22 protein-coding genes are annotated in these 25,256 nt (G+C 61.2%); 15 read left to right on the top strand and 7 right to left on the bottom strand.

Going from position 1 to position 25,256, the window contains the following annotated elements; genetic code table 11:
• Window positions 1–77: 77 nt before the first annotated feature.
• Window positions 78–2,129 carry an ATP-binding protein gene (locus CFE428DRAFT_RS27575; protein WP_006982985.1) on the top strand — a complete coding sequence of 684 codons (2,052 nt, stop codon included), beginning with the start codon at window positions 78–80 and terminating at the stop codon, window positions 2,127–2,129.
• Window positions 2,130–2,147: 18 nt separating this feature from the next.
• On the opposite strand, the gene CFE428DRAFT_RS27570 is transcribed toward CFE428DRAFT_RS27575, so the two are convergent.
• Complete coding sequence (locus CFE428DRAFT_RS27570; protein ID WP_006982984.1) at window positions 2,148–3,005, bottom strand: hypothetical protein; 858 nt, start codon at window positions 3,003–3,005, stop codon at window positions 2,148–2,150.
• A 14-nt stretch (window positions 3,006–3,019) separates the two neighbouring features.
• Complete coding sequence (gene mutS, locus CFE428DRAFT_RS27565; RefSeq protein ID WP_006982983.1) at window positions 3,020–5,614, bottom strand: DNA mismatch repair protein MutS; 2,595 nt, start codon at window positions 5,612–5,614, stop codon at window positions 3,020–3,022.
• A 153-nt stretch (window positions 5,615–5,767) separates the two neighbouring features.
• Between mutS and CFE428DRAFT_RS27560 the strand changes: the two genes are divergently transcribed.
• Window positions 5,768–5,953: a hypothetical protein gene (locus CFE428DRAFT_RS27560; RefSeq protein ID WP_006982982.1), complete on the top strand. Its 186-nt coding sequence runs from the start codon at window positions 5,768–5,770 to the stop codon at window positions 5,951–5,953.
• A complete protein-coding gene (locus CFE428DRAFT_RS27555; RefSeq protein WP_042725934.1) occupies window positions 5,938–6,243 on the top strand; it encodes a type II toxin-antitoxin system RelE/ParE family toxin in 306 nt (101 codons plus the stop codon). Before CFE428DRAFT_RS27560 ends, CFE428DRAFT_RS27555 begins: the two co-directional genes overlap by 16 nt.
• A 73-nt stretch (window positions 6,244–6,316) precedes the next feature.
• Here the strand turns inward: CFE428DRAFT_RS27555 and CFE428DRAFT_RS27550 are convergent, their stop codons facing one another.
• Window positions 6,317–7,621: a spinster family MFS transporter gene (locus tag CFE428DRAFT_RS27550; RefSeq protein WP_042725941.1), complete on the bottom strand. Its 1,305-nt coding sequence runs from the start codon at window positions 7,619–7,621 to the stop codon at window positions 6,317–6,319.
• A gap of 245 nt (window positions 7,622–7,866) precedes the next feature.
• On the opposite strand from CFE428DRAFT_RS27550, the gene CFE428DRAFT_RS27545 reads away from it, so the two are divergent.
• The 4 genes from CFE428DRAFT_RS27545 to CFE428DRAFT_RS27525 all read left to right on the top strand — a co-directional run bounded on the left by CFE428DRAFT_RS27545 (window position 7,867) and on the right by CFE428DRAFT_RS27525 (window position 11,547).
• The gene (locus tag CFE428DRAFT_RS27545; protein ID WP_157447656.1) at window positions 7,867–8,100 is read left to right on the top strand and encodes an addiction module protein; all 234 of its coding nucleotides are present in this window, start codon (window positions 7,867–7,869) and stop codon (window positions 8,098–8,100) included.
• A 445-nt stretch (window positions 8,101–8,545) separates the two neighbouring features.
• Window positions 8,546–10,756: an AMP-binding protein gene (locus CFE428DRAFT_RS27535; RefSeq protein ID WP_006982977.1), complete on the top strand. Its 2,211-nt coding sequence runs from the start codon at window positions 8,546–8,548 to the stop codon at window positions 10,754–10,756.
• An 8-nt stretch (window positions 10,757–10,764) separates the two neighbouring features.
• Window positions 10,765–11,301, top strand: coding sequence for a hypothetical protein (locus CFE428DRAFT_RS27530; RefSeq protein ID WP_006982976.1), 537 nt, complete (start codon window positions 10,765–10,767; stop codon window positions 11,299–11,301).
• Window positions 11,302–11,328: 27 nt separating this feature from the next.
• Window positions 11,329–11,547 (top strand): hypothetical protein, encoded by a 219-nt coding sequence (locus CFE428DRAFT_RS27525; RefSeq protein ID WP_131989276.1) that lies wholly within the window; start codon window positions 11,329–11,331, stop codon window positions 11,545–11,547.
• A 97-nt stretch (window positions 11,548–11,644) separates the two neighbouring features.
• On the opposite strand, the gene CFE428DRAFT_RS27520 is transcribed toward CFE428DRAFT_RS27525, so the two are convergent.
• A complete protein-coding gene (locus CFE428DRAFT_RS27520; protein ID WP_006982974.1) occupies window positions 11,645–11,893 on the bottom strand; it encodes a hypothetical protein in 249 nt (82 codons plus the stop codon).
• A 161-nt stretch (window positions 11,894–12,054) separates the two neighbouring features.
• Between CFE428DRAFT_RS27520 and CFE428DRAFT_RS27515 the strand changes: the two genes are divergently transcribed.
• A complete protein-coding gene (locus CFE428DRAFT_RS27515; RefSeq protein WP_006982973.1) occupies window positions 12,055–12,768 on the top strand; it encodes a hypothetical protein in 714 nt (237 codons plus the stop codon).
• 3 nt (window positions 12,769–12,771) lie between these two features.
• On the opposite strand, the gene CFE428DRAFT_RS27510 is transcribed toward CFE428DRAFT_RS27515, so the two are convergent.
• Together CFE428DRAFT_RS27510 and CFE428DRAFT_RS37870 are read right to left on the bottom strand one after the other, a co-directional pair.
• Window positions 12,772–13,392: a hypothetical protein gene (locus tag CFE428DRAFT_RS27510; protein WP_006982972.1), complete on the bottom strand. Its 621-nt coding sequence runs from the start codon at window positions 13,390–13,392 to the stop codon at window positions 12,772–12,774.
• A gap of 336 nt (window positions 13,393–13,728) precedes the next feature.
• On the bottom strand, window positions 13,729–14,214 hold the full coding sequence (locus CFE428DRAFT_RS37870) for a hypothetical protein (RefSeq protein WP_042725932.1): 486 nt from the start codon (window positions 14,212–14,214) through the stop codon (window positions 13,729–13,731).
• Here CFE428DRAFT_RS37870 and CFE428DRAFT_RS37865 point away from each other — a divergent pair.
• From CFE428DRAFT_RS37865 to CFE428DRAFT_RS27485, 4 genes are all read left to right on the top strand, one after another.
• A complete protein-coding gene (locus tag CFE428DRAFT_RS37865) occupies window positions 14,213–14,677 on the top strand; it encodes an RNA pyrophosphohydrolase (protein WP_006982970.1) in 465 nt (154 codons plus the stop codon). The genes CFE428DRAFT_RS37870 and CFE428DRAFT_RS37865 overlap by 2 nt on opposite strands.
• Window positions 14,678–14,847: 170 nt before the next feature.
• The gene (locus CFE428DRAFT_RS34590) at window positions 14,848–15,567 is read left to right on the top strand and encodes a response regulator (RefSeq protein WP_006982969.1); all 720 of its coding nucleotides are present in this window, start codon (window positions 14,848–14,850) and stop codon (window positions 15,565–15,567) included.
• 393 nt (window positions 15,568–15,960) lie between these two features.
• The gene (locus CFE428DRAFT_RS27490) at window positions 15,961–16,653 is read left to right on the top strand and encodes a TIGR00266 family protein (protein ID WP_006982967.1); all 693 of its coding nucleotides are present in this window, start codon (window positions 15,961–15,963) and stop codon (window positions 16,651–16,653) included.
• A gap of 184 nt (window positions 16,654–16,837) precedes the next feature.
• Window positions 16,838–17,476 carry a peroxiredoxin gene (locus CFE428DRAFT_RS27485; RefSeq protein WP_006982966.1) on the top strand — a complete coding sequence of 213 codons (639 nt, stop codon included), beginning with the start codon at window positions 16,838–16,840 and terminating at the stop codon, window positions 17,474–17,476.
• Window positions 17,477–17,578: 102 nt separating this feature from the next.
• Here CFE428DRAFT_RS27485 and CFE428DRAFT_RS27480 read toward each other — a convergent pair whose 3' ends face one another.
• On the bottom strand, window positions 17,579–19,837 hold the full coding sequence (locus tag CFE428DRAFT_RS27480; protein WP_006982965.1) for a tetratricopeptide repeat protein: 2,259 nt from the start codon (window positions 19,835–19,837) through the stop codon (window positions 17,579–17,581).
• Between the two features lie 132 nt (window positions 19,838–19,969).
• Between CFE428DRAFT_RS27480 and CFE428DRAFT_RS27475 the strand changes: the two genes are divergently transcribed.
• The 3 genes from CFE428DRAFT_RS27475 (at window position 19,970) to CFE428DRAFT_RS27465 (ending at window position 25,243) form a co-directional block, all read left to right on the top strand.
• A complete protein-coding gene (locus CFE428DRAFT_RS27475) occupies window positions 19,970–22,405 on the top strand; it encodes a bifunctional YncE family protein/alkaline phosphatase family protein (RefSeq protein ID WP_006982964.1) in 2,436 nt (811 codons plus the stop codon).
• A gap of 82 nt (window positions 22,406–22,487) precedes the next feature.
• Window positions 22,488–23,894 (top strand): DUF1501 domain-containing protein, encoded by a 1,407-nt coding sequence (locus CFE428DRAFT_RS27470; protein ID WP_042725939.1) that lies wholly within the window; start codon window positions 22,488–22,490, stop codon window positions 23,892–23,894.
• Window positions 23,895–24,163: 269 nt separating this feature from the next.
• On the top strand, window positions 24,164–25,243 hold the full coding sequence (locus CFE428DRAFT_RS27465; protein ID WP_006982962.1) for a type IV pilus twitching motility protein PilT: 1,080 nt from the start codon (window positions 24,164–24,166) through the stop codon (window positions 25,241–25,243).
• The last annotated feature ends 13 nt before the right edge of the window (window positions 25,244–25,256 follow it).

The raw sequence follows: 25,256 nt of genomic DNA, 5'->3' as shown, positions 1-25,256 counted from the left end.
TTGTCTATGATAATTCTGGAAAATCTACGGTTTAGGCGGGCGGCGAAGTCCGAGGCTTCCACATCTCTTTCCTGGCTATGACAGATCTCTTTGTGACCCCCGCCGATTTGCAGCGCCGCCTGGACGCCCTGGCCCGCTATCAGATCATGGATACGCCTCCGGAGCCGGAATTCGACGCCCTCGTCGCCCGGGCCAGCGTGGCTTGCGAGACGCCGGTCGCCATGGTGACCCTGCTCGATGACCGCCGCCAGTGGCTGAAGGCGCGTCTGGGCACGCACATCACCGAAACCCCGCTTGCTCATGCCTTTTGCGCCCTGGCCATCGAACATCCCGACGAAGTGATGGTGGTGACCGACGCGCGCTACGACGAGCGCTTCCGCGGCAATCCTTACGTCACCGGTTATCAAAAAATCCGGTTCTATGCCGGCGCGCCAATGGTCACGCCGGATGGCGTTCCGATCGGCACGTTGTGTGTCATCGATCGCCAGCCGCGCCACATCTCCGCCGCCAAGCGCGAACTGCTGAAGGCGCTCGCCCACGAGGCGGTGAGCCTCATGGAGTCGGCCCGCAATCGGCGCGACATGACGGGCGACGTCGAGGCCATCAAGGCGCTGCAATTGCGCGAGGCCTACTTCCGCCATCTCACGGAATACTCGCTGGAGCTCATCACCATCCTGGAGGCGGACGGCACGATCCGTTTCGAAAGCCGTTCCATCGAACGCGAGCTCGGCCACCCGCCGGCCCACTATCGCGGGCGCAATGCCTCTGATTTCGTTCACCCCGACGATCTTCCGATGGTTGCGGGCGCCTTTCAGGAGGCGCTCGAGCGGCAGGGGCATACCCCCGTGATCCGCTTCCGCTTTCGGCACGCCGACGGGAGCTACCGCATTCTCGAAGGCAGCGGAAATAACCTGCTCAACGATCCCGCGGTGTTCGGCGTCGTCTTCAACTCCCGCGACATCACCGAGACCGTGCGATTGCAGGAGGAAGTGGAGCGTGGCCGCAAGGAAAAGGAGGACGCCATCGCCCGCATGACCGGTGGGGTGGCGCACGATTTCAATAACATCCTCACCGCTGTGCAGGGCCTCGCCGCGTTGACCAAACAACGCGTGCCGGCGAGCAGCATCGAGGCCGGTTATCTTGCCGATATCCATCTCGCCACGGAGCGCGCGGCGCGTCTCACCCAACAACTTCTCGCTTTCTCGCACCGCGTGGTTTTGCAGCCGCGGGCCATCGAACTCGGAAGCTGGCTGCACGCCCTCGAGCCACGCCTGATGGGCACATTGGGCACGAGCATCGGACTCACCATCGCGACCCACGGCGAATTGCGCGTCTGGCAGGATGCGGCGCAGTTCGAGCAGGTCATCCTGCAACTGGCGGCCAATGCCCGCGAAGCCATGCCGGAAGGCGGACGCTTCACGATCGAGGCGCTACCGATCATTCTCAGCCCGGCCGAACGTCCGCGCGACGGCCGCGAGGGCGAGGTGAATTACGTGCGACTGACGATCACCGATCAGGGCACCGGCATGGATGAAGCCACCATGGCGCGTGCCTTCGAGCCCTTCTTCACCACGAGAACGGAAGGGCAGCACCCCGGCCTCGGGCTCAGCATGTGTCGCGGGATCATCGAGCAAAGCGGCGGCCATCTGACGGTACGCAGTCATGTCGGACGCGGCTCGGTGTTTCATGTCTGCCTGCCGGCTGCCGACATCGTGGAAGAGGACACCCCGTTGCCGCCGATGACTTTTTCCTCAGGCTTGCCGACGATCCTGTTTGTCGACGACGAGGCAATGCTGCGCGAGGTCGGCCTCACCGTTCTGCTGGAAGCGGGCTATCGGGTGATCGTCGCCGAGGATGGGCACGACGCGCTCGCCCGGTTGGCGGATATGGGTACCGCGCGACCGGACCTGCTCGTCACCGATGTGGTCATGCCTGGCATGAGCGGTGTGCAACTCGCCACGGAGGTTTCGCGACTCTCCCCCGGGACCCGTGCGCTGCTCTGCAGCGGTTACACCCGCGACGCGCTCGCGCAAAGCGGCGGCCTGCCCGCGGGTGTGGCGTTTCTGCCCAAGCCCTACAGCCTCGCGGCGCTGCTCGAAAAGGTGGGCGAGATGCTGAGTGCGAGGTGAGGGGAAAGTGAATGCGACCTATCGCCCGTCTGCTCCCAACTCGTAGGTGCCGAGCTCTGTGCCGTGCATTTCCCGGATGGCTTTTTTGACTTGCGGCTCCTTGATCGTCACATCTTTGAATTTGGAGACTGCCAGGAATTCACCGTCGGTATCCTCATCATAGATCACCCAATTGTGCCAGCCTCCAGGGGAAACCAGGCCGACGATGACGAATCGCCCCGCTTGCAGTTCGCGATGGATCGTCTCGAACTCCTTTTCCAAGGGGAAAGAATCATCGCGTGGCAACGAAAATTGGAGGTGAAAAGTGACGCCGGCGAAAGTCTTGCCATCGAAATCCTTAAAGCTGCCGTCGGACTTGTTCTTCCATCCGGCCTGCAGATCGTAAAATCCCCCCGGCACTCTGCCCACCAACTTCAGCACCATTTCGACCGAACTCGGGATGCAGGAAAGCGTATCGCGCTGCGCATGCTTGTCGATGATTCGCTGGTCGAACTTTGTGAGATTGCGCCGGACGCCACCGGCCCCGGGGTTCTGGCAAGCGCGCAGCTCGGCGCTGAGTTTGGAAACGGCTTCCATGTCATCGGCCGCCTCAGCGTCCTGAATCATCCGTTCCAGGATACCGCGATAGGTAATGCCGATGGACCTCTCCGCCGCGACCGCCCGCATCCGGGTTTCCGCCAGGTTGCGGTCGCGCTCGCGCTTGAGGTCCTCGATCGCCCGGTCCGTGTCGATTTGCGCGCCAGCGACCCCGGCCAGCATGAACAAGGACAACAACCAGAAGACGGCCCCGAAACAGCCAATGGGAATCGAGCGGGCTGCACCCGCGCCAAATCGCCGCGAATTCAGGGTGGATTTGTTCGAGTTTCCGTCAGGCATTTCGACCGCACTTTCTAAAACAGCGTCATCTGCGGCTTCATCTCCGCGCGGGCTTGCTCGGCTTTCTTTTTGTTGCGCGGCATGCCGTGCTTGGGCGGGGGCGGGGCTTCGGCAAGGGCGGGTTTACCGTCGGCGGTGAGCTCGTGCTGCTCGAGGTTGCTGAGGATTTCCTTGGCCCGGGCGATGATGCCCGCTGGGAGGCCGGCGAGGCGCGCGACCTGGATGCCGTAGCTCTTGTCCGCGCCGCCCTTGATGATCTTGCGCAGGAAGATGATCTGGTCGTTCCACTCGCGCACGGCGATGTTGTAGTTGCGCACGCCGGTGCGGGTGAGCTCGAGCTCGGTGAGCTCGTGGTAATGCGTGGCGAAGAGCGTGCGGGCTTTCACTTCGTCGTGCAGATACTCGGCCACGCTCCAGGCGATGCTCAAGCCGTCGAAGGTCGAGGTGCCGCGGCCGATTTCATCGAGGATGACCAGCGAACGCACCGTGGCGTTGTTGGTGATGTTCGCCGTTTCGTTCATCTCGACCATGAAGGTCGACTGGCCGCGGGAAAGGTCATCGCTCGCGCCGACGCGGGTGAAGATGCGATCCGCGAGACCGATCTCCGCTTCCTTCGCCGGCACCCACGAGCCGATCTGGGCCATCAGAGTGAGGAGAGCGACCTGGCGGATGTAAGTCGATTTGCCGGCCATATTCGGACCGGTGAGGATGAGCAGGCGGTTCTTTTCCCCGTCGAGCAGGACGTCGTTCGGGACGAACTTTTCTTCGACCAGCGATTGGTCGAGCACCGGGTGACGGCCATCGACGATATTGATGCGCAGATCTTCGCTCAGTGACGGGCGGCAATAGCCGAAGAGTCGCGCGGTTTCCCCAAAGGCGCCGAGCACATCCAGCGTGGCCACGGCAGCGGCGGTGGATTGCAGGGCATGCAGCTCGCGCAGGACTTCGTCGCGGATTTGAAGAAAGAGCTCCTGCTCCAGCGCCTTGGCACGCTCGTCGGCGCCGAGGATTTTGCCCTCCACTTCCTTGAGTTCCGGGGTGATGAAGCGCTCGCCCGTCGCCACGGTCTGCTTGCGATGCCAGCTCTGCGGGACGAGGTGCAGGTTCGATTTCGTGACTTCGATGAAATAGCCGAAGACCGAGGTGTAGCGGACCTTGAGCGACTTGATGCCGGTCTCCTCAATGGCGCGTTGCTGCAGCTGGGCGATCCAATCCTTGCCCTCGCGTCCCGCATTGCGCAGTTCGTCGAGCGGGGCGAAATAGCCATCGCGGAACATGCCGCCTTCGCGGGTCAGTGCCGGCGGCTCATCGACGATCGCCTTGGTCAGTAATTCGACGACATGCGGCAACGGATGCAAATCCCCGCGGATTTGCTCCCCCAGCCCGGAGAGATGCGCCGTTTCGACAGGCTCAAGGCCCCGAGCTTGTCGAGGGGCTCCGGCGCGTCCCACTTCTTCCAGCGGATTGCGCGCTTTCCCGAGCGCCTCGAGGTCATCCCGCAATTGTGGGATCTGCTCCAGCGACATGCGCAAGACCTGCAGATCGCGCGCATTGCCACCGGTCTGCGTGAGCCGCCCCACCGTGCGCTCCATGTCGCGGATCGACTTGAGCGTCTCGCGCAGATTCCCGAGCAAAAACGGCTCGGCCAGCAAATCGGCGATCATCTGCTGCCGCTGCTGCAGCGGGGCGATCTCGCAGAGCGGATGCAAAATCCAGTCGCGCAGCTTACGGGCGCCCATGGGCGTGACCGTGCGATCCAGTGCGCCGAGCAGGGAAGTGTCGCGTCCGCCGCCGCGGGCCTCGACGAGCTCGAGATTCGCCTGCGTGGCGGCGTCGAGCACCATGAACTGCGAGTTGCGATAGCAGACGAGCCGCGTGATGTGGCTCAACGAACGGCGTAGCTCGGTCTTGAGATAATGTAGGATCGCCCCCGCCGCGCCGATCGCTCCCGGCAGCTCTTCGCAGCCGAAGCCGTCGAGCGATTGCACTTTGAAATGATCGCGCAGGGTGAAATAGGCCTGATCGAGCAGGAAAGTATAGCCGTCGCGCGCCACGAGTCCGCGCACGTCTCGGAATTGCGCCGCCTGCTCCTCGCTGACCAGCACCTCGGCGGGTTGCACGCGGGCGAGTTCATCGGCCAGTTCTTTTTCATCGGCCAGTTCGGTGAGCCGGAAATCACCGGTGGTGAGATCGACAAAAGCAAAACCGTAGCCGCTCTTCCCGCCGGCATAGATCGCGGCGAGGAAGTTGTTCCGCTTCGCATCGAGCATGTGCAGGTCGGCCACCGTGCCTGGGCTGACGATGTGGGTGATCTCCCGCTGGACGATTTGCCCTTTCTGCGGTTCGCCGATCTGGTCGCAGATGGCCACCCGCCGCCCGGCCTTGATCAACCGCCGGATGTAATTATCCGCCGCGTGATGCGGGATGCCGCACATGGGGGTGAGATTGCGCTTGGTCAGCGCCACATTGAGGATCGCAGAGGCTTCCTTGGCGTCCTCGAAGAACATCTCGTAAAAGTCCCCAAGCCGGAAAAGCAACAGGGTATCCGCGGGGAGAGACCTCCGGATGCTCTGGTACTGCTGCATCATCGGGGTCAGGGTCTCGGACATGGGAGGGAGTATGGAACATTCAACATCCAACGTCCAACACCCAACATCCAATGAAGAGAAAATCCGCCCCGCAGCGCCTCCTCCGTTCCCGTGATCGCTGTGCTATCGGAGTTCGGATTTGCCAGAAAGACGGGGTTCTGAGAGATTGCCTCCATGAGCAATCGCGAAATCGTGATCGACCTCCTTTCCAAGCTCCCAGAGAACGCGTCGTTGGAGGAAATCGCGCGTGAAATCGAGTTTCTTGCCGGCGTCCAAACCGCCCGGAAACAAGCGCATCGGCGCGAAGGTATTCCCGCCGAGGACGCCCGAAAGCTAATCGACACGTGGGCTGGCCGGTAACTCTGACCGAACAATCTCAGCGCGATCTGCAGGAGATTGTTTCATTTATCGCTCGCAATAACCCCGAGCGGGCTCGCACGTTTGGCAACGAGCTCATCAGCCAGGCGTTATCCATAGGTGACTTCCCGGCCATGGGCCGAATCGTTCCTGAGCTCGGCGATCCAGCGGTACGTGAGATTGTGCACGGCTCGTACCGTATTGTTTACGAACGGCTGCATGCCCCGAACGCGATCTATATTCTTCGATTTTGGCAAGCCGCGCGGGGGACGCCGGATATCCGCGAGGGCTGATTGCGGACGCCCGATCACATCCACACTGGGCATTCATTCATTGTCCGGAAGCGTTCCCACGGTGGCGGTTCTGTCATCGGATGTTGGATGTTTCTGCTAAAGCTGTAATGGCCGCCGTATCGCGTCCGAGATGCCGCAGGCCGAAGAGCCAGAAGATGCTGGCCACGACCATCATTGCCGAGACCACCATGAAGGCGACGTTCATGTTGGATTTGCCGGCGATCCAGCCGATGAGCGGAGGCGAGATGGCGTCGCCGAAGATGTGGATGGAGAGGATGTTCAGGGCAAAGGCGGTGGCGCGGTTGCCGGACGGGGTCACGTTCGCCAAGGCGGCATTGGCCGGGCCGGTGTTGAAGAAGAGGAAGAAGATCGCCAGGAAGATGAGCCCCCAAGCTGCCGGGAAGGGGGTGTGCAGCATCAGAATGATCGCTGGGAAGGCGAGGAAGATGCTGATCGCTGAGACCAGGAAGTAGGAGCCCGGATAACGGCGGCGCACGCGGTCGCCCGCCCAGCCGCCGGCCAGGGTAGCGAGCAGGCCGCCGGTGGCGGTGATGGCGCCGAAGGTGAAATTGATTTTGCCGAGATCGGGGTGCCCGCCGAAATCCGCGGCGCGGAACGAATATAGGTAGCGCGGCACCCAAAACGACATGCCGCCCATGGCAAAGGTCATCGCTGTCATCGCCGCGGTATTGAGCGTGTAGGAGGGGATGCGGAAGAGCGCCAGGGCGTCGGTGAGCTTGATCTTGGGCTTTTTCGGCGTCTCTGCGGCCCGAGCGCGCACGCCGCGAGGGTCGCGCATGAAAAGACACAGCGCCGCGAGGATGAGGCCGGGCGGGGTGACCAGATAGAACGGCCAGCGCCAGCCCAAGTGGGCACCGACGGCCCCGCCAAACGCGTAGCCGATGGCACTGCCCACCGGGATGGCCACATAGAAATAGGCGAGCATCCGGCCGCGTTTCTCCACGGGATAAAGATCCGAGATGATCGTCGGCGCTGCTGGGCCATAGGCGGCTTCGCCCACGCCCACGAAGACCCGTGTGAGGAGCAGCATGGTGAAGGTCGCCGCCATTCCCGACCAGCCGCTGGCCAGGCTCCACAGGGCTACCCCAAAGGCGATGAGCTGCCAGCGGGAAAAGCGATCCGCCAGCCAGCCGAAGAGCGGGGCGAGAATCATGTAGCTGACGAGAAACGCCGTGGCCAGCGCCCCGGTCTTGGCCATGGCGGTGTCGTCCTTGGCACCGAAGAATTGATCGGAAACCAGCGGCTCGATCGCCGCCAGGATGTAGCGGTCGATGTAGTTGAAAAGATTGATCGCCAGCAGGAGAGCTAGGGCGCTGGTGGCGGCGCGACGAGTCGTGGATGATGGTGGTTCCTGCATGCCCGGGAAAACGCGCGCCATCCCATGCGTTTCACCTTTGTAAGGGAAGCGTATTTTGCGGTCGGAGCCTCTTAATCGTAATCTTAATCTTACTCTCAATCCTCTCTGTAGGAGCGTGAGAGGGCAGATCAAGAAAAGAACCGTCTTTCCTCCGCTTTGGTCCTCTCTCCGGCCAGAAGTCCTCGGTCCGCCATAAAAATTCGTTCTACAAAGTCCCAGAATGCGATACGCTTGACCTAATGATCTTGGAAACGATTCCCGCGATTCAGGCGCTGAGCGTGGAGGAGAAACTCCTGCTGGCTGGTGAAATTTGGCGCGAGGCTTCCGCTGCTGTGGGGCCTATCTCGTCGGAAACAGCGGCGCTTCTGGATGAAAGGATCGCTGCGTATCGGGATCGTCCGCAGGATGTTCTGACGACGGAACAGGTCACCGAGAATCTCCGTCACCTCAAGGAACGTCTTGTCGTCAGACAGAAATGATGGAGGTTGTCTGGACGTTGGGAGTGGATCTCGACTTGCAGGCCATTTACGAACGGTTGGATGTTTACAGGTCCGGTACGGGTGATCGGTTCTTCGAAGCGCTCTTGGAGACTACCCGTCAATTGCAGCTGTTCCCACAAATCGGCCCCCGTTGTGCATCGAGGTTTTATCCGGCGGGTGCTAGTGTTTGATCGGCACTACGGGCTCTTCTACTCGATCGAGTCGCGCGGCATCATTTTGCACGCCCTTGAGGATTTGAGAGGCGCCCCAGGACGCATCGCCCAACGTTTGCGCCAAATCTGAGGGGGGCTGGCTCTTATTCTAATTTACTCTTAAGCTTAGCTCCTTCCGTGGAACGTAATGGGAGAGATTAAGATTACGATTAAGAGCAAGATTAAGAAAAAGAGCTACCCTCCTTCCCCCGGCTCTCTAATACTCCGCCGCCGTGGATTCCGCTGCTCGTCATACCTCCCTCGCTGAACGCATCATTCGTGGCCTCGGCCAGTTTCTGGCCTCGATCATTTATCGGGTGAAAGCCCATGGTGTGGAGCAACTGCCGAAAGGCGGTTTTCTGCTCCTGCCGAATCACCTCACGTGGGTGGATGCGGTGATCCTGCAACTTGCTTGTCCGCGGCCGATTCGCTTCGTGGTCTTCGCGGACATCTACAACCTGCGCTGGCTGAACCCCATCTTCCGCGCGGTCGGCGCGCTGCCCATTTCCCCGCGCAAGGCGAAGGACGCGGTCAAGCTCGCCGTCGAGGCCATCCAGGCGGGCGAGATCGTGTGCATCTTCCCCGAGGGCGAGCTCTCGCGTAGCGGGATGTTATTGCGACTCAAGCGCGGCTACGAACTCATCGCCCGCCAGGCCGAGGCGGAGGTGGTGCCGGTGTGGCTCGATCAGCTCTGGGGCTCGGTCTTTTCCTTCAAGGGCGGGAAGTATTTCTTCAAATGGCCTCGGCAGTTTCCGTATCCGGTCACGGTCGCCTTTGGCACGCCGCTCAAGGCGGAAGAGGCGGACATTGCCACGGTGCGCTCGCGATTCCTCGAACTCGGCGAATTCTGCTACCAGCACCGGCCCATGCTGCGTGGGCATCTCGGCGAGGCCTGCCTGCGCGGGCTGAAGAAGCATCAGTTCGACGTGGCGGTGATCGATGGTTTCGACCAGTCGAAGCTCACCCGCGGTTCGCTGCTCGCGGTGGCGATCACCCTCAGCCGTTACATTCGCCGCGAATGCTCCCGCCATCGTGTGGCCATCGTGCTGCCCCCGGGCAAGGCGGGGCTGGTGGTGAATCTTGCCGTGCTGCTGGCGGACAAGGTGCCGGTGAATCTCAACTTCACCGCCGGCCGCGCGGCGATCGAAGCTTCGATGGCCATCGCCGAGATCAAGCATTGCATCACCGCCCACGCGGTGACGAAGCGCTTGGCCGATTTCCCCTGGCCGGAGCATACGCTGATGCTCGACGAAATCCTGCCGCCGATGAAGCGCGACATCGCCCTGTGGCGCGCCGCGGTGTGCGTGACGCCGGCGTGGGTGCTGGCGCGCGCGCTGTGCATTCCGCGCGAAGGCGACCACGCCGAGGCCTTCCTCCTTTTCACGAGCGGCTCCAGTGGCGCGCCGAAGGGCGTGGCGCTCACCCATCGCAATCTTCTCGGCAATGTCGCGCAATTCGCGCTCATGCTGGAGTTCGAGCGCGGCGAGAGCGTGCTCGGTTCGTTGCCCTTCTTTCACAGCTTCGGCGCCACGGTGACGATTCTCTTCCCGATGATGGAGCCGGTGACGGTCGTCACTTATCCGAACCCGTTGGAAATCGCCAAGCTCGCCGGCCTCATCGAGCGCTACAAAATCTCGCTCGTCGTCACCACGCCCACCTTCCTGCGCGGCTACATGCGCAAGGCCGAGCCGAAGCAACTGGCCTCGCTCAAGCTGCTCGTCACCGGCGCGGAAAAGCTGCCCGCCGATTTGCAAAAATCCTTCGAGGAGCAATTCGGGATGAAGGTGCTGCAGGGCTACGGCCTCACTGAGACCTCGCCGGTCGTGGCCTTTAATCTGCCCGAAGTGAAGGCGCCGAACGCCAACGATCCCGTGCAGCCTTCGAGTCGGGACGGCTCCATCGGCAAACTCGCACCGGGTATCGCCGCGCGCATTTGCGATCCGAATACCGATGAACCGCTCTCCCTGCACGCCACGGGCATGCTCTGGCTGAAAGGCGCGAACATTTTCGATGGGTATCTCGATGATCCGAAGCGCACCGCCGAGGTGCTGAAGGATGGCTGGTTCAAGACCGGCGATCTGGCGCGCTTCGACGAGGACGGCTTCTGTTTCATCGAAGGCCGGCTCTCGCGCTTCTCCAAGATCGGCGGCGAAATGGTCCCGCACGAAACCGTCGAGTCGCGGATCGTGGAAGCCTTCGACCTCGCCAAGGAAAGCGAGCGTACCTGCGCGATCACGGCCATTCCTGACGAAGCGAAAGGCGAGGCGCTGGTGCTCCTCACTACGCACGAGATCGACACCGGCGATCTGCGCAAGAAGCTCTCCGACGCCGGCCTGCCGAACCTCTGGATCCCGAAGATCGTAAAACGCGTCGACGCCGTCCCCGTGCTTGGCACTGGCAAGCTGGACATCCAGCGCTGCAAGGAACTCGCGGCGCAGGCGTGAGGTACATTATGCCTGAACGTACAAAGAAGCCCAATCCACTAGGGTCCATTTCCGGCCTTGTGAGTGCCGGTTGCGGCTGGGTCCTGAGTCAATATTGCGGTGCGTCGATCTGGATTCCCGGAGCCGCCGCCATTGTGTTTCTGTTGCTCTTCATCAATAGCCCGATTCGGCCGAAATATTTCGGCGGAGCGATTGCGACCACGCTGGGGCATATTACTGCGTTTGTGCTGGGGAGCGCCCTTACGGGCAATTGGTCAGCGACTGCGCTCGACATCATTGTTCTGACCGCTGGAGTCGTCTGGCTGTGGCTGCGTCCAGGCCTCGCCGCGGCGCTGTTTCTTGGGATGGTGCAACTGGCTTCTCTCGCGATAAATGTCTATAACATCACCTTAGTGCCCTTCGGCAGCTTCCCCCATCGGGCGCTCGCCGGGCATTGCGCCTTGAGACTGATCGCCATCATCTGTCTCATCGTTGGCTACTTGGCGCTGCGTCGCAAACATTCGACCCCGCCGCCCCCTCCGGTTCCGAGTGTGGCGATATCGTAAGATATTTCGGGCGGACTCATGAACGCCATGAGGAAGCTGTCCATCATTGCTGGTTCCTTGCTTGTGCTGGCTGTGCTGGTCGGCATTGTTGCGTTCGTGCGGGCGGCGTTCACCGCGACTGATCCTTACTTGGTTAAGCCGCTGACCCATTCGCCGGCACCGACGGGTGCGCGTGTCGGTCACTCGTCTGAAGCTTGGCGTCGCTACCGCCAAAGCGCGTTCGCCACGACCGTCATCTGGACCTGACTCCCCAAAAAGCAAACACGACCGCCGGTGATGGGCACCAGACGGTCGTGTGGGTGGGAGTTTTTACGCGGTCGGAATGGACCGCGGTCTCAAGTTCTTAGTGGCGGTTGTCGTAGCGGATGCCTTCCTTGATCTGGGCGATCGCGGCATTGACCATCTCGAGCGCTTTTTCGCGATGGCCGCCTTTGTCGTGCTCGGCGTGTTCGAGTTTGGCGCGAGCGGCCTGGAGGTCGCCGAGGGCCGCATCCATGCGGGGCTGCCGCTCGGCTTTGACGGCCGGGGCGCAGAAGACGGTGGCGATGGTGACGAGACTGAGGATGGCTGGGATGAGGCGGGACGTAGACATGTCACTGATGGTCTATTTTTCGAACGGAAAAACAAGCCGAGGGAATAGTGAATGTGTAACAATTGTGTGCCATGAGCGGGTGATTACGCAGGGCCCGCATTTCCGAATCCGAGCGCGTAATTCCCTTTGCATTGCGGAAAATTCAGTCAACTTTTCCGCCCATGCGATCCATCTGCCTGCTCCTCGCAGCCTGTCTGCTTCTCTGCACCGCCCCGCTTCATGCCGCCGATCCCCAACCCACGGCGCAGAGTGGAGAGTTCATCGTTCTTACCGGCGGTGTTTCGCTGTGGATTTGGGAAAAGTGGAAGGCTGCCCCGCATGACAACTGGTGGATGAACTTCGTGCGCGCCTCGCGTATTCGCATCGAGCAGATCGAGCAGCAGGTGCCCGGTGCGCAGGTCACCTGGCTGGTTTATCGCCCCGCTTACCTCGCCCGCGCCAAGCAGGACAACAACGACCTCATCAGCCATATCGAGAGTGTGCGCGACGCCTTTCACGTGAAGCTCATTTTCTTCGACAAGCCGGCCCAGGTGTTCGACTACCTCAACTACGGTCTGGATCGCAGCAAGACAAAGATCGCGGATTTCGAATACTTCGGCCACAGCAACAAGGCCTGCTGGATGTTCGATTACTCGAACAACATCGACAGCGCCTCGAAGGCGTGGATCCACCAGGACGATTTGGCGAAGCTCAACCGCGGCATCTTTTCCCGCGACGCGTTCGTCAAGAGCTGGAGCTGCCACACTGGCGAGAGCATGAGCCAGGTGTTCCGCAAGGACACCGGCGTCTCGATGGTCGGTGCCACGGGCAAGACACAGTACATGGATGACGTGCTGCCGATCATTTCCACGCCCGGCGGGAAGTGGGTGAGGTAACTTTTAGTTACTCGGAATATTCGGATTCGGAGTCTGGGTCGGGTCGGTCTGCGTGGTGTTCGTTCCGTCGAAGACGGCGTTGCGGTTCAGGCGCAGGGAACTTTCGGCGCTGGTGTAGAGCTTGGAGAGGGTGTCTTTGTCGGCGACTCGATACTCGATGGTGTGCGCGTGCGTGGTGGTGGGGTAGTTCTTGACCACTTTCTGCCAAACGTCCTGTCCGGTGCGGGCGGCGCCGTCCTGCAGCATTTGCTGGGCTTTGTCGATCGTCGCCTGGCCGAGACCGATGGGCGAATTCGGCGTGCTGGGTTCGATGTAGTAGAAGCGGGCGAGGGCGTTACCGACGGTGTCAATGTTCACTTCGGTGACGCGGGCGATGCCGTCGACCAGGTATTCGTGGCTGCTCACGGAGACGATGGCGCGCAGGGCGACAGAGTAGGATCCGCCGGGCAGGTTGCATCGCCACATGGGGATATTGGTCGGCGTGGGGGTGGCGCTCGGGGTGGCCGAGGGGGTGTTGTTCTGGTTTTGATTCTGGTTGTTGCGACCGGCACCGCCGCCTTGTTTTTGCGCATGGAGCAGGGGGGCGGTGAGGAAAAGGGCGAGAAGGATCGGGAGGAATTTCATGGAAGGTGTGTCAGTGTGCATCGGGTGGAGGGAAAGTTCCAGTACGGAACCGTCCCCGAGGCGGAGGGTTGCGACTTTTGTCGTTCCGAACCGTCGCTTGGCGCAGTCGGTTTTCGAGGTCGCGCGCCCACACGCGGCGGCGAAGATCGCCGCCTACAGTGGCGATTTCTGCCGACGGCGCGGCCAGCCGAGCAGTAGGGCGCTGCCGGAGGCGAGCAGGGGGCGTGGCCGGGTTCCGGTACGCTGATCAGCAGGAGGGCGACATTGGTGCCGCCGGTGTTCTGCTCACGCGGGTGGGGATTAAGATCAAGATTACGATTAAGATTAAGACGCAGACTAAAACCCTGCTCCGGGGTCGATGTTCAGCTCCGGTTGGTCGATGTGTGTGAGCTGCCATTCCCACGGCGCGGAGCCGACCTTGCGCCAGGTGAAGATGAACGGCTTTTGCAGCCCATTGACGCGCTCCATCACCAACTGCGCGATGGCGCTTCCATTGCCGCTGATTTTGATCCACGTGCTCGTCGTCCCTTCCCGGCCGTGGACTTCACATTGCTCGGTCCGGTTCTCGATCGTTAGGAAGAGGAATTGCGAGAAAACCTGCTCGGCGTCCTCGACCGCAGCGGCTTTATTGTGCCCCCAGCGATCGGAAAAATCGTCGGCCATGAAGGCGGGCACCGCTTTCCAGTTCCGCTGCTGGACTTTTTTCAGAAATTGGGTCGTATGCAGGCGCACTTGCCGTTCGGGTTGCCAGAGCCAGAGCAGCCATAGTCCCCAGAGGACGAGCACAATTGCGAGGGCGGGTGCATATTTGCGAATCAACATGAGTAGTGAAGATCCAATCAGGTACAAGGCGAATGTCGCGGCGATTTTGCGCAATGCGCGTGGGCGCATCCTGGTCTGCGAACGGTTGGGCGTGGATGGCGCATGGCAATTTCCCCAAGGCGGGATCGATGACGGCGAGACGCCGGAGCAGGCGCTCGTCCGCGAGGTATGGGAGGAAATCGGCGTGTCGGCGCGCGACTTCAAGATCATCGAGAAAAGAGGGCCATATCGGTATCTTTACGGCAATGGCCGGATCAAGCGCGGCTGGCACGGCAAGGAGCAGAGCTATTTTCTGTGCGATTACACGGGGCTGGATGCGGAGATCCATGTCGACACGGAGCATCCAGAATTTCAGGCTTTCCGCTGGATCGCGCCGGTGGATTTCCGGCTATCGTGGCTGCCGGAAATGAAGCGTGCGGTCTACCGGGCGGTGCTGGCGGATTTCTTCCGAATAAAAATATGAGCAGGGCATGAATCCTGTTGACCTATAGAGAACAATCCGGCACTACCTCCGGCGCTAAATACTATGCTGACTCTAGGGTCTTTTACACTCGTTATCGTTGCATTCCTCGGTTGCGTGTGGTGGGCGTGTCGCGACGAAGGAGCATGATACTCCCGCACTCTTTTTAACCGATGCCGGGCCCCGACGAAATCCAGTGGGTCAAAGCAACGGCCAACGAGTTGAATAACCTCCTGCAGGTTATCTCCGAGTCGAGCCAGGTGCTGGAGACGATTTGCGCCGAGTCTCCGGACACGGAAAAATATTTTGCCATCCTGCGCAGCGGGGTGGAGCGCGCGACCAAGGTGACGCGGATGATGGTTGATCGCGTGGGCGGTTACCAGGCCGACATGGGCGGGGCGGTGAAGGTGGAGCCGCCTGCGCCGGTAGTGGTGAGGCCGCCGGTGCCCCATCCGGTCTCCGACGTCCGCATTTACAATCCGACGGGGCAGCGCGAGCTGGTGATGATCGTGGACGACGAAGATCTGGTGACGATTCTCGCCCAGCGGGTGCTGACCGACGAAGGTTACCGTATCGTCACGGCCAAGGACGGGTTTCAGGCGATCGAGATCTACCGCAAGCTCAAGGAACAGATCGCGCTCATCATCCTCGATTTCACCATGCCGATCATGGATGGCGCGGATGTCTTCGCCGAGTTGCTGCAGATCAATCCGAAGGCGCCGGTCGTGCTGAGCAGCGGTTTTGCCGAACAGGAGCGTCTGCGCAGTATGCTGGCACGCGGCCTGCGCGGTTTCATTCCGAAGCCGTATACGCAGCAGAAACTCCTCACGCAGATTCGTTCCGTCCTCGACACGCTCAATGCCGAGCGGAGTGGGGAACGGCGGATCATGTAGAGCGGTGACGCTCATGGGACTCGGCGAAAAAATCCGTAAACAGGTCGGCCGTCCGCGGCAGCCCAACGCTTTGCGCGAGCTTCAAACGCTCAACGATAATCTCCGGAGTCTTGGCATCCAGTTACCCGCACCCGATGCCCGACACGTTCGAAAGTCTGTTGGTCAAACTCCGCCGCGCGAAAACCGCGTTGAGGGCGATCATCGCTGGTGCGGCTCTTCCAGATTCCGTGGATCTAGTTAAACTGACCCCGTCAACCGGCCCGGAGTCAGAAGACTCGCATTAAACGCGGTACGTGACGACTTCTTGAGCGCGGCTGGGGGGATTGACGACAAGACCTGCCTTGATCGCGGGATTTCCTTGTGCTTGCGGGGCGTTGTCGCACCATCCGCGCCATGCAACACGAGATCATCGGCACCACCATGCCTGTCCTGAGCATCAGCCTCGCGAAGGGCGAGAGCGTTGTGGCCGTTTCGGGCGAACTTTCCTGGATGACCAGTTCCATCCAGATGAACACCACGACCAATGCCGCCGGAGGTGGCGGGTTTTTCGGCGCGATCAAGCGTGCGGTGGGCGGTGGCTCGCTCTTCATGACCGAATACCGGGCTGAGGGAGATCATGGCGTGGTGGCTTTTGCCACGAAACTGCCCGGCCACATCGTCCCGATCGAGCTCTCCGGCGACAAGACCTACATGATCCATCGCCACGGTTATCTCTGCGGCACGCCCGGTGTGGAGTTGGGTGTCGGCTTTCAACAATCCCTGGGCGCGGGCGTCTTCGGAGGCAGCGGGTTTGTGATGCAGAAGATGGCCGGCACGGGCTCGGCGTGGATCGAACTCGGTGGCGAGATCGTCACCTACGATCTCGCGGCGGGCGAAACGTTGCGGGTGCATCCGGGCCATGTCGGGATGTTTGAAGGCAACGTGAAGTTTGAGATCACGCGCATCAAGGGCATCGCAAATATGCTCTTCGGGGGCGACGGCGTTTTCCTCGCCGCGCTGACCGGTCCCGGCCGCGTGTGGCTGCAGACGCTCACGGTTTCGAATCTCGCCCACGCGATTATTCCGTATCTGCCGGCGAAGGGATAACACGCCATTCGCTCGGCCGATGCGCCCTCGCCGGCGCCCCCAGCCAGGACGCCAAGGGGAACGAAAAGTAATCTCTCCGTCCTCAAAAAAACCAAAGCGGACCCTTGACTCTCCGGCTTCAAAAAGTAGTAGGAAAGCCCCCCAAATTTCCTTAACCGCAAACAAAAAGAAGAAACAACCCCATATGGCTCTACGATTAGGCGACGTCGCCCCGAACTTTTCCGCTGTCACGACCGAAGGACAGATTGATTTTCACCAATGGCTCGGGAATTCCTGGGGCGTCCTGTTCTCGCATCCGGCCGATTATACCCCAGTTTGCACGACGGAACTGGGCACTGTGGCGCGGATCAAGGATGAGTTTGAGAAGCGAAACGTCAAGACGGTCGCCGTCAGTGTCGACCCGATCGACTCGCACAACGGCTGGATCAAGGACATCAACGAGACGCAGAGCTGCACGATGAATTTCCCGATCATCGCGGACGACAAACGCGAAGTGGCCACGGCCTACGACATGATCCACCCGAACGCCGACGACAAGGCGACGGTGCGCTCGGTGTTCGTCATTGGGCCGGACAAGAAAATCAAGCTGACGCTCACCTACCCGGCCAGCACGGGGCGCAATTTCCTCGAGATCCTGCGCGTGATCGACTCGTTGCAATTGACGGTAAATCACAAAGTCGCCACCCCGGCGGACTGGAAGCAGGGCACGGACTGCATCATTTCCCCGTCGGTGTCCGATACCGACGCGGAGAAGCTCTTCCCCAAAGGCTTCCGCAAGGTGAAGCCCTACCTGCGCTACACGCCGCAGCCCAATCTGCCGTAAAACGACGGGTTCGTTCCTATAGGGAGCGATGCCTGTTTCCCGCGAATCCATCGCGGGGCAGCCAGGAAAAGTTCAACGTGTCGCGGCGAAGTAGCTGGAAAGCTATTTCGCCGCGCACCATTTTTGCCACATGGTGCGATAGGCATTTTCGATGTTGCGCGCGAAACGAGGCGCGTCCATGAGGACCGATGCTTCCATGCGGCCGCGCAAGGTGCGGCGCAATTCGGCGAGTCGCGGGAGATCGTGCGCGAGTTGGATCGCCTTGGCGACGTAGTCGTCTCCGGTGAAGGCGACCAGTTCCGGGAGGCCGAGATTCGAGAGTTGGCTCAAACCGGCGCGTGAAACCGCCGTCTTGCCGGCGAGAGTCACCACCGGCACACCCATCCAGAGCGCGTCGAGGCTGGTCGTGTGGCCGTTGTAGGGGAAGGGATCGAGGACGACGTCCAGGTGCCGGTAGAGTTCGAGATATTTGGGCCGCGGGCGGTGGGTGGCGAATTCGATTCGGGACGGATCGATTCCCGCCTCGGTCAGAATATCCAGAGTACGCTGCCGATGAGTGCCGGCGTGGCTAAGTAGCACTAGCCGCGAGCCTTTCACACCGCGAAGCACACGCGCCCAGAGCTGCAGCATCGGGTCATTGACTTTGCAGAAATTGTTCAGGCTGCCAAAGGTCACGATGCCATTTTGCTTCGCCGAAGAATCGCTGACTTCGATGATGTCGCCAGCGGGGGCGTAGCACCAAAAGCTGTCGATGTGCACGACCTGTTCGTGGCGGGGCGCGCCGACATCGAGAAAACGATCGCTGATGCGGTAATCGATGGCCTCCAATCCCGTGGTTTCGGGATAGCCCGCAAAGCTGACCTGCACTGGCGCCGGCCGTCGCGCCAAGACCTGTAACCGATTGCCGGCCATGTGCTGGGTGAGGTCGACGAGTATGTCCACGCCATCCTGCCGGATCATCTCGGCGAGCGCCTCATCGCTCACGCCCACGCTGCTGCGCCAGTGATCGGCGCCACGCCGGATTTCCTCGTGAAAAGAATCGACCCGTACGCCGTTGTCGTAGCAGTAGATTTCAAACGCGGTGTGGTCGTGATGCCGGAATAGAGGCAGCAAATTGACGCCCACGACGTGGCGCCGGAAATTGGGGGACACATAGCCGATTCGCAACCGGCGTTCCGGACTGCGGTCGTTGGTATGTGGCCGAATGAATGGACGGAGCGGATCGGCGAACCGGTTGCTCCACTGGGCCCGCGCCTCGATGAGGGCTCGATCATCGACACGTGGTTGAAAGAGGAGGGTGTAAACGAAATTCGTCCACGGCCCTGAGTCGTCCGGGGCCAGCTCCATGGCGCGGCGATAGGCGTCGAGGGCCGCATCGATCTCACCGCGATCTTTGAGCGCGTTGCCGAGGTTGTTATGGAAGTCAGCGGAATTCGGTTCGATGGCGAGTGCGTGTAAGAATTCGGCGGAAGCTTCATTGAGTGCACCTTGCTCGCGCAACGCGTTGCCCAGGTTGTTGTACGCCTGAGCGAGGTCCGGCTTGAGCTCGATCACCGCGCGAAACGCCGCCGCGGCCTCATCGAGCCGTTGCAGTTCGAACAGCGCATTGCCCAGATTGGTATTCGTCTCCGCCCCGGCGGGGTTGATTTGCAGTGCGCGACGGTAGCAGGCAATGGCTTCGTCCAGCCGCCCGGCATCCGCGAGAGTGATGCCCAGGTTATTGAGCGCGTCGGCGTAGTCCGGATTGATTTCGAGCGCACGACGAAACGCCGTCATCGCTTCCTGCGGACGCGCCCATTCTCTGAAAATGTTGCCCAAATTGAAGTGCGCTTCGGCGTGATCCGGCTGAAGCGCGATTGCCTGTTGAAACGCGGCCAGAGCTTCGTCGCGCCGCGCCTGCGCCTTCAGCGCCAAGCCGAGGTTATTGTACGCCGAGGCATAGTCAGGTTTCAGCTCGATTGCCCGTTGAAATGCGGCGATCGCTTCGTCGAACCGGCCACGCTTGGCCAGAGCGCTGCCGAGATTGTGGTGCGCCTGGGCGTAGTCTGGTTGGAGTTCCGTCGCGCGGCCAAAGGCGTCCGCGGCTTCTTCCATGCGGCCCAGTTCGCTGAGCGCATTGCCCAGGTTGAAATGCGCGGCGACGTGTTGCGGGGCTGCGTTTAGCGCCTGCTGAATGAGTTCCACGGCAATTTCCGGTCGGCCGGATCGATGGGCGACGACCCCGAGCAAATGCAGCGCATCCGGCTGCCCCGGTTGGGCGTTCAGGATCTGCCGATACAGCGCCTCGGCTTCGGGCAGTCGCCCTGCCTGGTGGTGTTGGAGCGCGAGCTCAAAAGCCGCTGGAATCGAAAGACTGGACATCCGAGGCGAGCCTATGCGGAAGCGATCAAAAGACAATCGTGAGGGGCCTATGAGGATGGCAACTCATTGGTCCCGACGGCGTGCCGGCGCTTGTTCGCGACTTCGGTCGCGGATAGAGTGCCGCCCCTCCCTATGCGCCCCCTCCATTCCTTGCTGCTCGTCTCCCTGTTCTCGTGCTACGCCATGGCCGCCGATCCGGAGTTGCCGAAAGCGAATTTGCTTTTCAACGGCTGGGGTCTCACACCGGCCGGAACGCACGCTGAGGTGAGCGATCTGCCACTGAAAATGATCATCGCGCCCGGCGGAAAAATGGCGGTGGCGGTGTGCGCGGGCTACAACAATCCGGGCCTGGCCCTCATCGATGTTGCGAGCAAGAAGGTCGCACAATTCATTCCCCTGCCGCACACGTGGAATGGGCTCGCGTTCGACCAGGACGGGAAGCGGCTCTTCGTTTCGGGTGGCGAGTCGGGGATGGTGCACGTCTTCGGCTGGGAGAACGGGAAACTCGAAGTGCGCCCCGCGGTCACTATCGACCGGGCCGGGGTGCCGCTGTTTGTCGCCGGGATCGCCGTCCAACCGGGCACGGGGAAGGTTTATCTTTGCAACGAGGCGAACCACGAAATCTGCGTGCTGAACGAGAGCACGCTCGCCTGGGAGCAGGCCATCCCCGTGGGCGAGCATCCGCATAGCTGCGTGTTCGGCGCCGATAGCCGTTATCTTTATGTCAGCGATTGGGGAAGCCGCGCGGTAACCGTCGTGGACACGAAAACGGGCCGGCGGCTGCGCGATCTGTCCGTCGGCATTCGACCGAATGACCTGGCCGTCGCGCCGGATGGCCGGCTGTTCGTGGCCTGCTCGGGCGACAACACCGTCCACGTGATCCAGACCCGCACCCTGGAAAAGCCGGGCACGGACGCCAATTCGTCGCGGCGGTTGTGGGATGGCACGCGGGAAATCATCAATACCGCGCTCTATCCCGATGCGCCGGAGGGCAGCACGCCGGATGCGCTGGCGATTTCGCCCGATGGCCACACGCTCTTCGTCGCCAATGCCGACAACAACGCGGTGATGGTCGTGGACATTTCCGGCTCGAAAAATGACGAGAACGCCAAGTATGCGGAGAAGGTCTCCGTGGTGAATGGCTTCATTCCCGTCGGCTGGTATCCCTCCGCACTCGCCGTTTCGCCGGATAATGGCACCCTGCTCGTCGGCGATGGCAAGGGTGTCGCGAATCTCGGGCCCAGTTTTCCGGCGGGCCAGCCGCGTCCGCAGCCCGGCGAGAAGGTTCACTTCACGCACCCCGGCAAACTGCTCCAGGGCGACATCTCGTTCATTCCGCGGCCGGACAACACTCAGATGAGCCAATATACCGCGCAGGTCTTGAAGAATTGCCCGTTCAAGCCCGAGTCGATGACCCAGGCGACCACCCACAGCACGAGCGCGATTCCCGACAAGGTGGGCGCGCCGTGCCCGATCAAATACGTGCTCTACATCATCAAGGAGAACCGCACTTACGACCAGATCTTCGGGGACATGACCGACGCGGCGGGCAAGCCGCTCGGCAACGGCGATCCTTCGATCACCATGTATGGGGAAGCGGTAACGCCAAATCACCACCAACTGGCGCGCGATTATGTGTTGCTCGACAACCTGTACTGCAACGGAGAGGTGAGCGTGGATGGCCACAGTTGGTGCGACGCGGCGATCGCCACAGATTACAACGAGCGCTCGTGGATCCTCAGTTATTCCAGCCGCAAGGGCCATCTGCCGGGCAATGACGAGATGGAGACGCCCTCGGAGGGCTACCTCTGGGACCTGTGCCGGCGACATGGCGTGAGCTATAAAAACTACGGCGAAGGCGCGCAGCGAGTGCCATCGATCAACCGCGGCAAGTGGGGCGCGGGACGCGACAAGGAGAAGGTGGACAACTGGATTGCCGACCTGAAAAAAGCCGAGGAAACCGGCAAGTTGCCGCGCTTCACGATCATGTCGCTGGGCGAGGATCACACCGCTGGAACGACTCCCGGCGCGCACACGCCGGATGCCGCCGTGGGCAGCAACGATGTCGCCCTGGGCAAGATCGTGGCCGCGGCTTCGCACAGCAAATTCTGGAACGAGATGGCCATCTTCGTCATCGAAGACGATGCGCAGAACGGACCCGATCACGTGGACGCGCACCGGACCATGGGGCTGGTCATCAGCCCCTATGTGAAACGCCACAGCGTCGACAGCACGCTTTACACGACCGCCAGCATGGTGCGGACGATGGAGCTCATCCTCGGTCTTCCGCCGATGACGCAATACGACGGCGGCGCCACGGCGATGTTCACCTGCTTCGACCAGAACGCATCTTCCGAGCCTTACGAGGTGAAAACTCCGAAAGTCGACCTCGAGGCGAAAAATACTCCGTCGTCGCCCGGCGCCAAACGGAGCGCGAAGATGGATTTCCGCGAATACGACCGCGCGCCCGAGGACGAGCTGAACCGCATCCTCTGGGCCGCTGCCAAGGGACCGGAAGTGCCGTATCCCACGCCGATTCATCGGGTTTTCATCGGTTCGGGAAATTAGCTGCCGCAGAGGGGCGGTTCACCCGGAACCGGGTGGAAATTCCCTTATGACGAAGTGGGTCGCGGGTTTCTTTTCTGAAGCCATGTCCCCCCAGACACCCCACCGGCATTCGTCGCAGCACGCTTTCACGTTTCTCAATCCCCGTGTAGCGGAGGGTATTACCGTCCACAGTCGCCGGTCCATGCTCAAGGCGAGCCTGGCCGGAATGGCGGGACTGACTCTGCCCGGCCTGCTCCAGCTCCGCGCGGAAGGGACGAAAGACAGAAAACCCGTCTCCGGCAACAAAGCGGTCATCCTGCTTTGGATGACCGGCGGGCCATCGCATATCGACACTTGGGATCCCAAACCGGAAATGCCGCGCGAGATTCGCGGCCCATTCCAGGATATCCCGACCAAGGTGCCGGGAGTCCATATCTGCGAGTATCTTCCGAAACAGGCCGCGTTGCTCGACCGGTTCACCTTGATCCGATCGGTCGATTGCCGCGAAAGCAATCACGAGCCGAACATGGTGATGCAGACGGCCAATCGCGCTGCCGAGCCGCGGACGAATCCGAGAGGGCACCTCTACCCAGCCATAGGATCGCTCGTGGCCAGGTTTCGCGGCGCGAATCATCCGGGAATGCCGCCCTATATCGCACTCAACATGAAAAGCCGCTCGCATCTCGCATGGGGTGGCTACCTCGGGCAGCAGTTCGACCCTTTTGATGGCGCCAATGCGAGCCGGCTTTTCCAACTTCCCAGCGGCCTCACCATGGATCGGTTGCAGTCGCGCAAGTCGCTCTCGGAGCAGATGGACACGCTGCGGCGGAATCTCGATGCGAGCGGGGGAATGGAGGCGATGGACCGATTTTCCCAGCAAGCCTTCGACATCGTCGCCGGCGGCCGGGCCCAGGAGGCCTTCGACTTGAAGAAGGAACCGGCCCGAATCATTGAGCGCTACGGGGAACACGATTGGTGCCGTCAGGCCTTACTGGCGCGCCGCCTCGTCGAGCGCGGCGCGAGTTTCGTGACGATCGATCTCAGCAATCACAGCGGCTCCGGGACCTGGGATAATCACGGCGACAACATCCCGCCCTACGGCGGCATCTGGAATGGGTTGCGACCGTTGCTGCCCGTCTTCGATCATCTCATTACCACCCTGGTGACGGACCTCGCCGATCGCGGGTTGCTGGACGATACGCTGGTCGTGGCGATGGGTGAGTTTGGCCGCTCGCCCACCCTGGGCACGCAGGGGAGCACCGACGGGCGTAATCACTGGCCGTACGTCATGTCGATGTGCCTGGCCGGAGGAGGCTTCCGGCATGGCCAGGTCATCGGCGCCAGTTCACGGGACGGCGGTGAAATTGCCCATCGGCCGGTTACCCCCGGCGACCTGGCGGCGACCATTTATCAACACATGGGCGTGCCGCTGAATGCCACTTACACCGATCATCAGGGCCGCCCGATTTATATTGTGGAAAAGGGGCAGCCGATCCGGGAGCTGAGTTGATCTTCCGGGTGGACGGGACGGATACCGTGCCCGATAAACGCAAGCGCTCCACTTCGCGTCACGCCATTCGTGAATACAACCTGAGACTCACGGAAAGAGGCTGGCGGAGTCTCGCTTTTGCAGACAAAAGCCGAGCCCGGTGAGCCTTTCGGGACAAATACCGGGACGTAAACGGATGGCCCGGCGGCCCTTGCCGATGCGCTACGGGTGAATTCCACGTAAACCGGCCTTCTCTTGGCATCCCTCTAGCTTTCTCAGCAGGGACCGATATGGCCCGTATTGATTCCTTTTTTAAATTCATGAAGGAGCAGAACGCTTCTGACCTTCATCTTTCCACCGGCAATCCGCCCATGCTCCGTATTCACGGTGAACTGGTGCGGGTGGACATGCCCGCCCTGGGAAATGACGACCTGAAAGCGCTCGTTTACGAAATTGCCCCGGAACAAAAGATCAAGCTTTTCGAAGAAACCGGCGACGTCGACTTCGGTTACGAGTATCCCGGTTTCGCCCGCTACCGCGCGAACTTCTTCAACCAAAAGAGCGGTATCGCCGCGGTGTTCCGTCTCATTCCGAGCAAGGTGCTCACCGCGGATGAACTCGGCCTGCCGTCGGTGCTGAAGAAATTCTCCATGCTAAAAAAGGGCCTCGTGCTCGTCACCGGCCCGACTGGTTCGGGCAAATCGACGACCCTTGCGGCGATGATCGACTGGGCGAACCTCCAGCGGAAGGACCACATCATCACCGTCGAAGACCCGATCGAATTCGTCCACCGCTCGCAGCAGTCGCTGGTCAACCACCGCGAAGTGGGCGTGCACACGAAGTCCTTCGCCAGTGCGTTGCGTGGTGCGCTGCGTGAAGACCCGGATATCATTCTCGTGGGTGAAATGCGCGACTTGGAAACGATCGAGCTGGCGCTGACCGCGGCAGCCACGGGTCACTTGGTATTCGGCACGCTGCACACGCCATCCGCGCCGAAGACCATCGACCGTGTCATCGACGTTTTCCCCGCCGGCCAGCAGAACCAGATTCGCGCCGGCCTTTCCGAATCGCTCAAGGGCGTGGTCGCGCAAAACCTTTTCAAACGCGTCGACAAGCCGGGCCGTCTCGCCGCGCTCGAGGTGCTGGTCGTCGATACGCCCATCGCGAACCTCATTCGCGAAGGCAAGACGCACCAGATCCCCGGCATGATGCAGGTAGGCAAGAAGAAGGGCAACCAACCGCTCGACGACGCCATCATGGATCACCTGCGCGCCGCCCGCATTTCGCCGGAAGAGGCCTACGACAAATGTCAGGACAAAAAGAAATTCCGCGTATTCCTTAAGAACCCTCCCGAAGACTGGGAGGATTAAAGCCGAAAGATCC

Source organism: Chthoniobacter flavus Ellin428 (assembly GCF_000173075.1).
Lineage (GTDB): Bacteria > Verrucomicrobiota > Verrucomicrobiia > Chthoniobacterales > Chthoniobacteraceae > Chthoniobacter > Chthoniobacter flavus.
The sequence above is the reverse complement of the archived record's forward strand: the minus strand, read 5'-3'. Positions and strand labels throughout refer to the sequence as shown.